Source organism: Saccharopolyspora sp. NPDC050642, from assembly GCF_040654735.1.
GTDB lineage: Bacteria > Actinomycetota > Actinomycetes > Mycobacteriales > Pseudonocardiaceae > Saccharopolyspora > Saccharopolyspora elongata.
Genome location: NZ_JBFAIN010000023.1, coordinates 12,609 through 27,189, shown reverse-complemented (window position 1 = coordinate 27,189; position 14,581 = coordinate 12,609). Strand labels below are relative to the sequence as shown.

The window sequence follows — 14,581 nt, the reverse complement described above, 5'->3', positions numbered from 1 at the left end:
TCGGAGATGTTCGATCGCGAGCGCGGTAACTCAAACGAGTGCGTTACTACAAGATGGTCAGCATCACGCCCAAGGTGCTGCTTCCGGGTATCGTGGCTGTTAAAGTTCTCTAAACGCTCCGGTCACGAGCGGGCTTTCGAAAGCCCGAAAACTTCTGTCGTGCCGCCGGGAGTCATCTGCGGGCCAGCGTCGTCCCGTGCCCAGAAGTCATGAAGTCAGGTCAGGAATTGACCGGGGGCTTCCAGCACGAGAAATGACGAGGGAGGTCTGCGCAGTGGTCTTCTCCGCCGTCCCAGCAGCCCAGGGGTTGTACGACCCGGCTGCGGAACAGGATTCCTGCGGTGTCGCCATGGTCGCCGACATCCGCGGCCGCCGTTCCCACGGCATCGTCGCCGATGCGCTGACCGCGCTCGCCAACCTGGAGCACCGCGGTGCCGCCGGCGCCGAGCCGACCAGCGGTGACGGTGCGGGCATCCTCCTCCAGCTGCCGGACGAGCTGCTGCGCGCCGAGGCCGGCGTCGAGCTGCCGGAGCCGGACGAGGCGGGGCGGCACCGCTACGCGGCAGGCATGGCATTCCTGCCCACCGACCCCGAGCAGCGCGCGCGGGTGGTGGAGCTGGTGGCGCGGGTCGCCGCCGAGGAGAACATGCGCGTCCTGGGCTGGCGCGACGTGCCGATCACCCCGGAGCGGGCCGGCGTGGGCAGCACCGCCCAGAAGTGCATGCCGCACTTCGCGATCCTGCTGGTCGCCGGGCACCACGGCGAGGCGGGCGTCGAGCTGGACCGGCTGGCGTTCTGCCTGCGCAAGCGCGCCGAGCGGGTGGCCGAGCAGGACGGGCTGGAGCTGTACTTCCCGTCGCTGTCCAGCCGCACCCTGGTCTACAAGGGCATGCTGACCACCGAGCAGCTGCCCGCCTTCTTCCCGGACCTCGGCGACGAGCGGCTGGTCAGCGCGATCGCGCTGGTGCACAGCCGGTTCTCCACGAACACCTTCCCGTCGTGGCCGCTGGCGCACCCCTTCCGCTACGTCGCGCACAACGGCGAGATCAACACGATCCGCGGCAACCGCAACCGGATGCGGGCCCGCGAGGCGCTGCTGGAATCCGACCTGATCCCCGGCGACCTCTCCCGGCTGTACCCGATCTGCGCCGGCGACGGCTCGGACTCCGCCTCCTTCGACGAGGTGCTGGAGCTGCTGCACCTGGGCGGCCGCAGCCTTCCGCACGCGGTGCTGATGATGGTGCCGGAGGCGTGGGAGAACCACGCCGAGATGGACCCCGAGCGCAAGGCGTTCTACCAGTTCCACGCCAGCCTGATGGAGCCGTGGGACGGCCCGGCGTGCGTCACGTTCACCGACGGCACGCTGGTCGGCGCGGTGCTGGACCGCAACGGGCTGCGCCCGGCCCGCTGGTGGCGGACCGCCGACGACAGGGTGGTGCTCGCCAGCGAGACCGGCGTGCTCAGCCTCAAGCCCGAAGAGGTGGTCGCCAAGGGCCGCCTGCAGCCGGGCCGGATGTTCCTGATCGATACCGAGCAGGGCCGCATCGTCGACGACGAGGAGATCAAGTCCGCGCTCGCCGGGGAGCACGCCTACGACGAGTGGCTGCACTCCGGGCTGCTCAACGTCGACGAGCTGCCGGACCGCGAGCACGTGGTGCACACCCACGAGTCGGTGGTGCGCCGCCAGCTGTCCTTCGGCTACACCGAGGAGGAGCTCAGCCTGCTGCTCGCGCCGATGGCCACCGGAGCCGGCGAGCCGCTGGGCTCGATGGGCTCCGACACCCCGCCGGCGCCGCTGTCGCAGCGCTCCCGGATGCTCTACGACTACTTCGTGCAGCAGTTCGCGCAGGTCACGAACCCGCCGCTGGACGCGATCCGGGAGGAGATCGTCACCTCGGTGGCCCGCGTGATGGGGCCGGAGCAGAACCTGCTGTCCCCGTCGGCCGCGTCCTGCCGGCACATCGTGCTGCCCAACCCGGTGATCGACAACGACGAGCTGGCCAAGCTCATCCACGTCAACGACGACGGCGACCTGCCCGGCTTCGCCTCCGCCGTGCTCTCCGGTCTGTACGAAGTGGACGGTGGCGGCGAGGCGCTGGCCGAGGCCATCGAGCGGATCCGCGAGGAGGCGTCCGAGGCGATCGCTGCCGGGGCGCGCGTGCTGGTGCTCTCCGACCGCGACTCCGACCACCGGATGGCGCCGATCCCGTCGCTGCTGCTGGTCTCGGCGGTCCACCAGCACCTGGTGCGGACCAAGGAGCGGCTGCGCGTCGCGCTGGTGGTGGAGAGCGGCGACGCCCGCGAGGTGCACCACGTCGCCACGCTGCTCGGCTACGGCGCCGCGGCGGTCAACCCGTACCTGGCGTTCGAGACCATCGAGGACATGATCGCCACCGGTCAGATCACCGGCACGCGGGCGAAGGTGGCGATCCGCAACTACGTCCAGGCGCTGGTCAAGGGCGTGCTGAAGGTGATGTCGAAGATGGGCATCTCCACCGTCGGCGCCTACACCGCGGCGCAGGTCTTCGAGGCGGTCGGCCTGTCCGGGCAGGTCGTCGGCGAGTACTTCGAGGGCACCACCTCGAAGCTCGGCGGCGTCGGGCTGGACGTGCTGGCCGAGGAGGTCGCGCAGCGGCACCGCCGCGCCTACCCGGACAACCCGACCGAGCGGGTGCACCGCAAGCTGGAGGTCGGCGGCGATTACTCCTACCGCCGCGAGGGCGAGCTGCACCTGTTCACGCCGGAGACGGTGTTCCTGCTGCAGCACTCCACCAAGACCGGCGAGTACGACGTGTTCCGCAAGTACACGGCGGAATGCGACCGGCTGTCGGCCGAGGGCGGCACGCTGCGCGGGCTGTTCGAGCTGAACAGCGGCCGGGCGCCGATCGACATCGACGAGGTCGAGCCGATCTCGGAGATCATGAAGCGGTTCTCCACCGGCGCCATGAGCTACGGCGCGATCTCCGCGGAGGCGCACGAGACGCTGGCGATCGCGATGAACCGGATCGGCGGCAAGTCCAACTCCGGTGAGGGCGGCGAGGACGTCGACCGGCTCTACGACCCGGAGCGCCGTTCCGCGGTCAAGCAGGTCGCCAGCGGCCGGTTCGGCGTCACCAGCGAATACCTGGTCAACGCCACGGACATCCAGATCAAGATGGCGCAGGGCGCGAAGCCCGGCGAGGGCGGGCAGCTGCCCGGCCACAAGGTGTACCCGTGGATCGCCAAGACCCGGCACTCCACGCCCGGCGTCGGGCTGATCTCGCCGCCGCCGCACCACGACATCTACTCGATCGAGGACCTGGCCCAGCTGATCCACGATCTGAAGAACGCCAACGAGCACGCCCGGGTCCACGTCAAGCTGGTCTCCGAGATCGGCGTCGGCACGGTCGCCGCGGGCGTGTCCAAGGCGCACGCCGACGTGGTGCTGATCTCCGGCCACGACGGCGGCACCGGCGCCGCGCCGCTGACGTCGCTGAAGCACGCCGGCACGCCGTGGGAGGTCGGGCTGGCCGAGGCGCAGCAGACGCTGCTGCTCAACGGCCTGCGGGACCGGATCACGGTGCAGGTCGACGGCGGCTTCAAGACCGGCCGCGACGTGATCGTCGCCGCGCTGCTGGGCGCCGAGGAGTACGGCTTCGCCACCGCGCCGCTGGTGGTCGAGGGCTGCGTGATGATGCGCGTGTGCCACCTCGACACCTGCCCGGTCGGGGTCGCCACCCAGAACCCGGTGCTGCGCAAGCGCTACACCGGCCAGGTCGACCACGTGGTGAACTTCTTCGAGTTCATCGCCCAGGAGGTCCGCGAGTACCTGGCGGCGCTCGGGTTCCGCACCCTGGACGAGGCCATCGGCCAGGTCTCGGCGCTGGGCAAGGACGAGGCGATGGCGCACTGGAAGGCGCGCGGCCTGGACCTGACCCCGGTGTTCGCCGAGCCCGAGACGCCGTACTCGCCGGTGCGGCGCCGGGTCCGCGAGCAGGACCACGGCCTGGACCACGCGCTGGACCGCACGCTCATCCAGCTCGCCGAGGCGGCGCTGGAGGACGCGCGCCCGGTGCGGCTGGAGCTGCCGGTGCGCAACGTCAACCGCACGGTCGGCACGCTGCTGGGCGCCGAGGTCAGCCGCCGCTACGGCGGCGACGGCCTGCCCGCGGACACCATCCACGTGGAGCTGGAGGGGTCGGCCGGGCAGTCGCTGGGCGCGTTCCTGCCGCCGGGCATCACGTTGGAGATGGTCGGCGACGCCAACGACTACGTCGGCAAGGGCCTCTCCGGCGGGCGGATCGTCGTGCGACCGCACCCGGATTCGGCGTTCGCCGCCGAGGACCAGGTGATCGCGGGCAACGTGATCGGCTACGGCGCGACCAGCGGCGAGATCTTCTTGCGCGGCAAGGTCGGCGAGCGGTTCTGCGTGCGCAACTCCGGTGCGATCGCGGTCGCGGAGGGCGCCGGTGACCACGCCTTCGAGTACATGACCGGCGGTCGCGCGGTGGTGCTCGGCGGCACCGGCCGCAACGTCGGCGCCGGGATGTCCGGCGGCATCGCCTACGTGCTCGACCTGGACCCGGTCCGGGTGAACACCGCGATGGTGGACCTGCAGCGGCCCAGCGCCAAGGAACTGAAGTGGCTGCACGAGATCGTGCAGCGGCACCACGAACTGACGGGTTCGGCGGTGGCGGCCTCGCTGCTCGGCGACTGGCCGCGGCGTTCGGCGGCGTTCACCAAGGTGATGCCGCGCGACTACCAGCGTGTCCTGGATGCCATGCGGATGGCCAAGATCGAGGGCCGGGACGTGGACGAGGCGATCATGGAGGCTTCCCGTGGCTGACCCGAGGGGATTTCTGAAGCACGCGCGGGCCGACGCCCCCAAGCGCCCCGTCGACGAGCGGCTGGGCGACTGGCAGGAGGTCTACGCCGCGCTGTCCACTGAGGACCGGAAGGCGGAGACCGCCACGCAGGCCGCGCGGTGCATGGACTGCGGCATCCCGTTCTGCCACTCGGGTTCGGCCGGTTGCCCGCTGGGCAACCTGATCCCGGAGTGGAACAACATGGTGCGCCGCGGCCAGTGGCAGGACGCCGCCGAGCGGCTGCACGCCACCAACAACTTCCCGGAGTTCACCGGCAAGCTGTGCCCCGCGCCGTGCGAGGCGGGCTGCGTGCTGGCGATCTCGCCGGAGGCCGGCGGCGCGGTGGCCATCAAGCGGGTCGAGGAGACCATCGCCGAGGTCGGCTGGGCCAACGACTACGTCTCCGCCCAGGTGACGGAGGCGCACACCGGCAAGCGGGTGGCCGTGGTCGGCTCCGGGCCGGGCGGGCTGGCGGCCGCGCAGCAGCTGACCCGCGCGGGGCACGAGGTGACCGTGTACGAGCGCGACGACCGCATCGGCGGCCTGCTGCGCTACGGGATCCCCGAGTTCAAGATGGAGAAGTCCGTCCTGGACCGGCGGCTGGCGCAGATGCGCGCCGAGGGCACCCGGTTCATCACCGGCTGCGAGGTCGGCGTCGACCTGACCATCGAGGAACTGCGCGCCGGTTACGACGCCGTCGTGCTCGCGGTGGGCGCCCTGCGCGGCCGCGACGACACCACGATGCCGGGGCGGGACCTCAAGGGCGTGCACCTGGCCATGGAGCACCTGGTGCCGGCGAACAAGGAGTGCGAGGGCGACGGCCCGACGCCGATCTCGGCGCAGGGCAAGCACGTCATCATCCTCGGCGGCGGCGACACCGGCGCGGACTGCTACGGCACCGCGACCCGGCAGGGCGCGCTTTCGGTGACGCAGCTGGACAACTACCCGCAGCCGCCGACGACCCGCGACGACGACCGGTCGCCGTGGCCGACCTGGCCGTACATCCTGCGCACCTACCCGGCGCACGAGGAGGCCGGCGAGCGGAAGTTCGCGGTGGCGATCGAGGAGTTCGTCGGCGACGGCGAGGGTAACGTGCGGGCGGTGCGGCTGCGCGAGGTGAAGGTGCAGCGCGACGAGAACGGCCGCCGGCAGGTCGTGCCGGTGTCCGACGAGGTCCAGGAGATCCCCTGCGACCTGGCGTTGCTGGCCATCGGCTTCGACGGCGTCGAGCACATGCCGCTGCTGGACGGCCTGGGCATCTCGCTGACCAAGCGCGGCACCATCGGCTGCGGCTCGAACTGGGAGACCACCGCGCCGGGCGTGTTCGTCTGCGGCGACGCGCACCGCGGCGCGTCCCTGGTGGTGTGGGCGATCGCGGAGGGCCGCTCGGTGGCCAACGCGGTCGACGCCCACCTCACCGGAGCCTCCCAGCTCCCGTCGCCGGTGCACCCCACCGCGCTTCCCCTGGCGGTGTGATCTTCCAGGGCTGAAAAGGAAGCGCCCATCCGGTATCAATCCGACCGGGTGGGCGCTTCGTCATGTCGTCGGAAAGTCTGGCGGCATGATCCGGAAGTCGATCCAGGGACCGACCGGGAGCGCGGCTGCGGACGGAGTCTCGTCCGGTTGGGCCAGCAGGTGCTCGGCGAGTTCGCGGAGTCCGGCTTCCGCCAGCGGTTCCGGCGCAGCCGGGTAGAAAGGCTGTTCCACGGGCATCGGCGGGTGGTCGTCGACGGTGCGCTCGACCGCGACAGTGCCGTCGGTCTTCTGCTGCACCGGGGCATATCCCGCTTTCCGCAGCGCAGCCAGGGTCTCCTTCGCAGGTTTGCTCGATGCGAGCACGGTCGGCGCCAAGGCGTGCAACGACAGCTCACGCAGCGAACGGCTTTCGCTGATTTCCAGCAGGAGAGCCTCCTCGCCGAGCACGCAGCAGCGCACGTTTCGGACCTGCAACTGGCCGAATTGCCGCCCGACATCCATGATCAGGTATTCCAGCGGTTGCGGCAGATTCGTGTGGGCGATTGCGGTGAGCTTGTCGACCAGGTCCTCGGCGGTGTGGCCCTGGTCCATCGCTCGCCGGACGGATTCGGGGCTGAACCGCCAGGTCGATGCGGTGTCCCGGCCTTCGGGGTCGGCCATCAGGTTCAGGGTGGCGGCAAGTCGGCCGCTGGGCGTACCGCCCACCACCGCGGTCAGGTCCGCTTGCAGCAGCGCGGATTCCCGCGCACTGGGCAGTAGTCGCGTGGCGGCCGACAGCAGCGCTTCCTCGTCGGCCACGCAACGGCCCAATGTGGACAGTGCCCCGCAGGCGATCGCGCCGATGGCTTCGGCCTCGGCCCAGTTGACCTGGATGGGATCGACCAGGCAGTCCGCGCAGCAGTAGAGCACCGGTCGCTTCCAGGCCAGCTTCTCGCCGATCAGGTTCGGCTCGCCCAATGCGGTACTCGCTTCCCAACGGGAAAGCTCTGCCAGCAGGTCCATGCGGAACTTGCGGTCGAACGAGCTGGGGCGCGGTAGCAGCGCCGGATCGGGCTTGTCCATGACCTTGCTGAACATGGCCGCAGCCGGCTGCTTCCACCAGGCTCGCGCCAGGTGGGCGTAGCGTTGTGCGGGTGTTGCCTGCTGCCAATCATCGGCGAGGTTTGACGCAGTGACGCAGCCGGCTCCATCAATGCTGAGCAACTCGGCTGCGGCGGCAGTCTCCAACCAGAGCCGGACCTGGTGCTGGTCGGTCCGCAGGGCCTTGGCGGCCTGCTTGAGCACCCGGAGGCCGACTCCGCCGTTCTGCAGCTGCGCCAGCGGGTTGGCGGCGCAGTGTTCGAGCAGCTGAGCCACTCCGTCGACGAATGCGATTGCGGCCAACGTCGCCGCCTCGTCGATCTCGACGGAGTCGACCAGAGTGGTAGGCGGCATCGCGGGTTCGGGCCGGAGCACCGGTTTGTCCGCGGACTCGCGCAGCGCCAGCCCGATCTCGCGGGGCATTTCGAACGGGCCGCCGTAACCGGCGTACTGGCTCTGGCTGACCAGAAAACCCCGGTCGACCAGCCAGCGCACCTCCGGGCTCCGCGGCGACGGGTCGCCGAGCGAGTAGCCGAGGAGGGAGTCGGCGTGTGCCAACTCCACGGCGAGCCCAACGGTCGGGCCGGGTGCTTTCGCGAGCTCGGCGGACACCTTCGCCGGATCCCGCATGAAATCTTCGATCCGCTGCACCGTGTCGGCCTTCCTCTTGGCGGGCGCCAATCCGAGGGCTTCGGCGATACCGCGGACGGCATTGCTCACGTGCGGGTGGAGGAGCTGCGCGACCGGGCGGCCCAGCCCCGCAATGCGGGCGGCGCGCAGCGGTGCGGCAAGCCGGAACGCTCCCGGTGGGTTCGGCCGGATGAGGGCCTGTTCCTGCAGAGCCTGCAGTGCGCGATCGACTTCCGGGTCGTCGCCGAGCAACTCCTCGATCGCGCCGCAGGTGCACCCGTCCCCGAGGGTGCAGAGCGCTCCGAGCACCGCACTACACCCGGAGTCGAGCTGTTCCAACGCGTGCTGCACAGCGCCGGGGGAGTCGAGGATGGCCGCCAGAGCGGGTAGCGAGCGGGCTTCCACTGACTCGGGCCGGCTTTTCAGCAACGTAGCGAGGCCGTCGCGGCCAAGACTGCGAAGCCACCGGACGAGATCGGAATCCACCCGGCCGAGTGTGTCATGCGTGTTCTGGCGCCTTACCGCCGGTCAGATGGGACTAGCTAAGGCGTGTTCGGGGGAACCTGGTGGGAGCGGGTCCGGTAACGGCTGCGGAATTCGGCCAGCAGTTCGTCGGTCGCCTCGGCCCCGGCGCTCACGGCGGCGTGGACGTCGCGGAAGTAGTTCTCGTAGCCGGCGGGGGTGTAGAGGCACAGGGCGCGTGCGGGGACCAGGCCCGCGTTGCGGAAGCCGTGCGGGGTGCCGCGGGTGGCGGCGAGCAGATGTCCGGAGCCGGCCGTCACCTCGCCGTCTCCGGTGTGGAGTGTCAGATCGCCCTCAAGGACGTAGAAGTACTCGTCGTGTCCGTCGTGCACGTGCGGCCTGGCGCCGATGATGCCGGGAGCGAGGCTGAATTCCTCGAAGGCGAAGTGCCCGCCCGTGTGCTCGCTGGTGAGGCGGAAGAAGTGCGCGACACCGGCGACGTCGATGAGTTCCCCGTCCTGGGGACGGCACAGCAGTGGACGGGCGGGAGCCTGATGATCGGTCATGAGGGCATTGTGACCCAGGTTGCCGACGTCTTTGGTGATCTTGGTGGCGTGCTTTGCGCCGACTTGCGACCACGGTTTCACATGCCGCGCAGCACCGCCGGGAGCTCGTCGGGGTGGACCACGCCGAGGCGCTGGGTAGCCCGGGTCAGCGCCACGTAGAGGTCGTTCAGGCCGCGTTCGGAGTCCGCCACGACCGCCGCCGGGTCGACCACCAGGACCGAGTCGAACTCCAGGCCCTTGGCCTGGTCGACCGTCAGCAGGACGGCCGGTGCTTCCAGGTCGTCGGGCCGGGTGCCGATCACCGCCTCCGGCAGGGATTCCGCCAGCTGCGGCCCGATCCCGGCCAGCAGTTCCGGCGGCAGCAGCACCGCGAGCCTGCCTTCGCCGATCTCGCGCAGCTCGTCGGTGATCACCGCCGGGAGCTCGGCGCCGAGGTCGGCGGCCGGGATCCGGCGGGTCCACGGCCGGTGCCCGCTGGTGCGCACCGAGCGCGGCGCCACCAGGTCGGTGTCCATTTCGGACAGCACGTCGGTGGCGATGGCCATGATCTCGGCCGGGGTGCGGTAGTTGACGGTCAGCTCGACCAGCTTCCAGCGGTCCTGGACGTACGGGTGCAGCACCTCGTGCCAGGAGTCGGCCCCGGCCAGGGCGCCGGTCTGGGCGACGTCGCCGACCAGCGTCATCGACCGGCTCGGGCAGCGCCGCATCAGCACCCGCCACGCCATCGGCGACAGCTCCTGCGCCTCGTCGACGATGACGTGGCCGAAGGTCCAGGTGCGGTCGTCGGCCGCGCGTTCGGCGGCGGTCAGGTCGCTGCTGCTGCGGAACCGCTCGGCCAGCAGCTCGGCGTCGAGCACGTCGGAGACGCGCAGCCGCTCTTCGTCGGCGAGCTCCTCGTCCTGCTCCATGATGTGCAGAACGCCTTGCGCGTAGGCGAGTTCCTCGCGCTCCTGGCGCTCGCGCTCGGCCCGGGCCTGGGCGTCGTCTTCGCCGAGCAGCTCCGCGAGTTCGTCCAGCAGCGGCACGTCGCCGGGCGTCCACGGCGTGCCCGGCAGACGCAGCAGCTCGTCGCGTTCGGCGTCGTCGAGGTGCTTGTGGGTGGCGGAGGCCAGCAGTTCCGGCGAGCACAGCAGGTCGTCCAGGAGTTCCTGCGGGGTGATCTCCGGCCACAGCTCGTCCAGCGCCTTGCCCACCACCGCATCCGCGCGCAGTTCGCGGTTGATGTCGTCGAGGTCGCGGCGGTCCAGCAGGTCGCGGCCGAGCCGGTCGGCGACCTGCAGGGTCAGCGCGGAGAACATCTCGTTGCGGAAGATCCGCCGGGCCAGGTTGTGCGGCTTGCGGGAGCGGCGGGCGCGGGTGCGCGCCTGCGTCGCGGTGCGCCGGTCGATGCGCAGCGCCTCGCGGTCGAAGGTGATCTCGGTGTAGTCGGCGGGCACCTGCTGCCGGTCGCGGACCGCGGTGGCGAGCACCTCGACCATGATCGCGCGGCCCTTGATCTCCGCCGCCCGCGCGGATTCCGCGCCGGTGGCGGTGATCCCCGGGTAGAGACCGCCCACAGTGGACAGCAGCACGCCGGTTTCGCCCAGCGACGGCAGGACCTGCCCGATGTAGCGGAGGAACGTCTGGTTCGGGCCGACCACCAGCACGCCGCGCTTGGACAGCTGCTCGCGGAAGGTGTACAGCAGGAAGGCGGCGCGGTGCAGCGCGACGGCGGTCTTGCCGGTGCCGGGGCCGCCCTGCACCACCAGCACGCCGTTCATCCCGGCCCGGATGATCCGGTCCTGCTCGCCCTGGATGGTGGCGACGATGTCCTGCATCTGCCCGGTGCGGCGGGCGTCGAGCCGGGCCAGCAGCGTGGCCTCGCCGGCCAGGCCCAGGTCACTGCCCTGCTCGGCGGTGTCGAGGTCGAGCACCTCGTCCTCGTAGTCGAGCACCTTCCGCCAGCTGGTGCGGAGGTGCCGCCGGCGGCGGACGCCGTCCCGCGCGGCGGCGGTGGCCAGGTAGAACGGCCGGGCCGCCGGGGCCCGCCAGTCCAGCAGCAGCGGCTCGTACTCGTTGTCCTCGTCGAACAGCCCGAGGCGGCCCACGTGGAACGTCTCGCCGCCGTCGAGGTCCAGCCGCCCGAAGCACATCCCGTGCTCCACCGCGCTCAGCTGGGTGAGCTTGTCGGTGTACATCCTGGTGGAGATGTCGCGCTCGGTGCGCGCCTGCGGCGGTCCGCCGCTGTCCCGCAGCGTGTCCTTCAGGCGCTGCGTGGTTTCCTGCCGCAGCGCGTCGAGCTTCGCGTACAGCATCGTGAGGTACTGCTGCTCGGTTGCGATCTCCTGCGTGCGGACGGCATCCCGATCGGCTCGGGCGTTGGACAATTCGCCACCTCGTGCTGGGGAGGGTCGGGGGGAGAAGCCCGCGTGCGACGCGCAGGCCCGACCCGCCAATATACCTCGCCCGGCGTGCGCGGTCGTGAGCGCGAAAGCGGGGCCCGCGCGCTCACGACCGCGGGGTCACAGCACCGCGGACAGGCCGAGGATCACGGCGAAGGACGTCACCGACAGCAGCGTCTCCATCGCCGACCAGGTCTTCAGGGTCTGCCCGACGGTCATCCCGAAGTACTCCTTGACCAGCCAGAACCCGGCGTCGTTGACGTGCGACAGGAACAGCGACCCGGAGCCGATGGCCAGCGCGACCAGCGCGCCCTGCGCGGGCGGGAGCCCCATCACCAGCGGCGCGACCATGCCCGCCGCCGAGATGGTGGCCACCGTCGCCGAGCCGGTCGCGACCCGGATGCCGACGGCGATCAGCCAGCCCAGCACCAGCGGCGAGAGGTGCGCCCCGCTGGCGAAGTCGGTGATCATGTTGTTCACGCCGGAGTCGACCAGGGTCTGCTTGAAGCCGCCGCCGGCGCCGACGATCAGGATGATCCCGGCGATCGCAGGCAGCGAGCTGCCGATCACGTCGGACAGCCGGTTGCGGTTGAAGCGGGCGCCGGTGCCGAGCACCACGATCGCGATCAGCACGGTCAGCATCATCGCCACGATCGGCGTGCCGATGGTGTCCAGCACCTGGTAGGCGACGGTGTCCTCGGGCAGCAGCAGGTCGGCGACGGACTTGCCGAGCATCAGCACGACGGGCAGCAGCAGCATCGACACCGACGCGAAGAACCCGGGCCGCTTCTCGGGCGAGGCGTCGAGCTGGGACTTGCCCAGCAGGTGCGTCGCTGGGGGCAGCTCGACGCGCTTCGAGATGTAGGAGCCGAACAGCGGACCGGCGACGATGGCGGTCGGGATCGCGACGACGACGCCCAGCGCGAGCGTCAGCCCCATGTCCACGTGCAGCGCGTCGACGGCGGCCAGCGGGCCGGGGTGCGGCGGCACCAGGCCGTGCAGGATCGACAGCCCGGCCAGCGCGGGGATGCCGATGCGCAGCATCGGCTGGTTCGACCGGCTGGCGACCATGACCACGACCGGGACCAGCAGCACGACGCCGACCTCGAAGAACATCGGCAGGCCCAGCAGTGCGGCGATGAACACCATCGCCCACGGCAGCGTCCGCCGGGTGGTGCGGCGCAGCACCGTCTCGACGACCTGCTCGGCGCCGCCGGTGTCGGTGAGCAGCTTGCCCAGCATCGCGCCGAGCGCGACGAGCAGGCCGACGTCGCCGACGGTCTTGCCGAGTCCCTTGGTGAAGGTCTCCACGAGGTCGTCGAAGGGCATCCCGGCGACGACGCCGAGGGCGGCGGCGCCCAGGGCCAGCGACAGGAACGGATGCAGCTTGGCCCAGCTGATCAGCACGACGATCACCGCGATGCCCGCGATGGCGGCGGCCAGCAGCCGGGTGTCTTGGGTGGTCCACGCGCCGGGTGCCTGGGCTAGGACGGCGAGGGTGCCGGAGAGGCTTGGCATAGAGGGGCTCCTCGTTGAGCAGCTGGTGCGCGCCACAGCCTAAAGCAATAAGTATGACTTTATTGGCGTGTTGACCGATTAAGTATGTCTGTTAGGCGGGTCACCCGGCCCGGAGCGCCTATGTTTGATGGCGATTTCAAGGGCGAAAGGGGCGTGCCGGATGGCCGGAGGGCTGCACGACAAGGTGCTGGACGAGCTCGGTCACGAGATCGCGGCAGGCGTCCACCGGCCGGGCGGCGTGCTGCGCATCGACGAGATGGAGCAGCGCTTCGGCATCTCACGCAGCGTTGCCCGCGAGGTGGTCCGCAGCCTCGCGTCGATCCGGTTGGTCATCGGCCGCAAGCGGGTCGGCATCGTGGTCCGGCCGCGCGCGGACTGGAACGCCTTCGACCCGCTGCTCATCCGGTGGCTGCTGGCCGCCGACCGCACGGCGCAGCTGAAGACGCTGGCGGAACTGCGTACCGCGGTGGAGCCGATGGCCGCGGCGGCCGCCGCGCAGCGCTGCGACGACGAGGACGCCGCGCGCCTGGTCGGCCTCGCCGAGCGGATGGTCGCCACGGCGCGCGCCGGCGACCTGGAGACGTTCATGGACGCCGATGTCGCGTTCCACCGGCTGGTGCTGACGGCGTCGGGCAACGAGATGTTCGCCCAGCTGCACGAGGTCGTCGAGGAACTGCTGCGGTGGCGCGCAGGTCACGGGCTGATGCCCGAACACCCGCGCCCGGTCGCCGTGCGGCTGCACTGCGAAATCGCCGAGTGCATCCGCGGCGGTGACCGGGCGCGGGCCGAGTGGGCCATGCGCGAACTGGTCGCCGAAGCCCTGGAAGGAACCCTGTTGGGGCTGACCGACGCCTAGTAGCGGCTATTAGTAGCCGGAGTAGCTGCCGCCGGAGCGGAGGCCCGCGACGCCGGGGACGTCGGCCACCGAGCCGTAGGTCGTCATCGCGTAGCGGGTGGCCGCGATGATGTTGTCGACCGGGTTGTAGATGTCGCCGTGGCCGGGCAGCGCGTAGGACTGGAAGGTCGGCTCGATGGTCTGCATCAGACCGATCGACGGGGTGCCGGACGCCGCGTTGGAGTCCCAGTTGTTGGTGGCGCTCGGGTTGCCGTTGGACTCGTGCATGATGATCGTGCGGATCGCGTCCGCGTCGATCTGGTCGCGCGGGATGCCGTGCTGGTCCAGGACACCGATCGCCTCGTCGATCCAGGCGCCGATCTGGTCCTTGGGCTTCTCCGCCACCTGCTCGGCGGGCTGTTCCTGCTTGGCCGGCTCGGGCGCGGCCTCGGGGGCGGGCTGCGCGGCGGGGGCCGGGGCGGCTTCGGGGGCCGGTGGGACGGCGGCCGGGGCGGGGAGCTGCTCGGCCAGCGGGGCGAAGTGCGCGGCGGCTTCGACCGTGGGGGCTTCGGTCTTGGCGCCGGCGGTGCCGGCGAAGACGCCGATCACGCCGAATGCGGCGACGGCGGCACCGACCTGCAACGACCGCATCTTCGGGGGGACGCGGTGCTGCCGGTCCGCGGAGTCGCCGAGGAACGCTGCGCGGATCCAGTTCGCCGTCTGCGGCACCGCCCTCTCCCAGCGGTGCCACCCGGCCTGTCGGGGACTTCGATCGGGGGTGTTCGGTTC

8 protein-coding genes are annotated in these 14,581 nt (G+C 70.8%); 3 read left to right on the top strand and 5 right to left on the bottom strand.

From position 1 onward, the window contains the following. The first annotated feature begins 274 nt into the window (after positions 1–274). Positions 275–4,825 carry a glutamate synthase large subunit gene (gene gltB / locus AB0H93_RS28725; protein ID WP_358576598.1) on the top strand — a complete coding sequence of 1,517 codons (4,551 nt, stop codon included), beginning with the start codon at positions 275–277 and terminating at the stop codon, positions 4,823–4,825. Beyond that, on the top strand, positions 4,818–6,320 hold the full coding sequence (locus AB0H93_RS28720) for a glutamate synthase subunit beta (protein ID WP_358576491.1): 1,503 nt from the start codon (positions 4,818–4,820) through the stop codon (positions 6,318–6,320). The genes gltB and AB0H93_RS28720 overlap by 8 nt, the downstream gene beginning before the upstream one ends. 60 nt (positions 6,321–6,380) lie before the next feature. Here AB0H93_RS28720 and AB0H93_RS28715 read toward each other — a convergent pair whose 3' ends face one another. The 4 genes from AB0H93_RS28715 to AB0H93_RS28700 form a co-directional block, all read right to left on the bottom strand. Beyond that, entirely contained in the window at positions 6,381–8,516 is a 2,136-nt protein-coding gene (locus tag AB0H93_RS28715; RefSeq protein WP_358576490.1) for a helicase-associated domain-containing protein, read from the bottom strand. Positions 8,517–8,572: 56 nt separating this feature from the next. Further along, positions 8,573–9,058: a cupin domain-containing protein gene (locus tag AB0H93_RS28710; RefSeq protein WP_358576488.1), complete on the bottom strand. Its 486-nt coding sequence runs from the start codon at positions 9,056–9,058 to the stop codon at positions 8,573–8,575. Positions 9,059–9,135: 77 nt separating this feature from the next. Next, a complete protein-coding gene (locus AB0H93_RS28705; protein WP_358576487.1) occupies positions 9,136–11,424 on the bottom strand; it encodes an ATP-binding domain-containing protein in 2,289 nt (762 codons plus the stop codon). Between the two features lie 135 nt (positions 11,425–11,559). Continuing rightward, the gene (locus AB0H93_RS28700; protein ID WP_358576486.1) at positions 11,560–12,957 is read right to left on the bottom strand and encodes a gluconate:H+ symporter; all 1,398 of its coding nucleotides are present in this window, start codon (positions 12,955–12,957) and stop codon (positions 11,560–11,562) included. A gap of 160 nt (positions 12,958–13,117) precedes the next feature. Here AB0H93_RS28700 and AB0H93_RS28695 point away from each other — a divergent pair, with 160 nt between their 5' ends. Next, positions 13,118–13,813 (top strand): FCD domain-containing protein, encoded by a 696-nt coding sequence (locus AB0H93_RS28695; protein WP_358576485.1) that lies wholly within the window; start codon positions 13,118–13,120, stop codon positions 13,811–13,813. Between the two features lie 9 nt (positions 13,814–13,822). Here the strand turns inward: AB0H93_RS28695 and AB0H93_RS28690 are convergent, their stop codons facing one another. Then, positions 13,823–14,521, bottom strand: a complete 699-nt coding sequence (locus tag AB0H93_RS28690; RefSeq protein WP_358576484.1) for a transglycosylase SLT domain-containing protein — start codon at positions 14,519–14,521, stop codon at positions 13,823–13,825. Between the last annotated feature and the right edge of the window lie 60 nt (positions 14,522–14,581).

Excerpts from the sequence above, each read along its gene's own strand:
- AB0H93_RS28695 (WP_358576485.1), top strand. The coding sequence starts at position 13,118 with ATGGCCGGAGGGCTGCACGACAAGGTGCTGGACGAGCTCGGTCACGAG.
- AB0H93_RS28710 (WP_358576488.1), bottom strand. The coding sequence starts at position 9,058 with ATGACCGATCATCAGGCTCCCGCCCGTCCACTGCTGTGCCGTCCCCAG.
- AB0H93_RS28700 (WP_358576486.1), bottom strand. The coding sequence starts at position 12,957 with ATGCCAAGCCTCTCCGGCACCCTCGCCGTCCTAGCCCAGGCACCCGGC.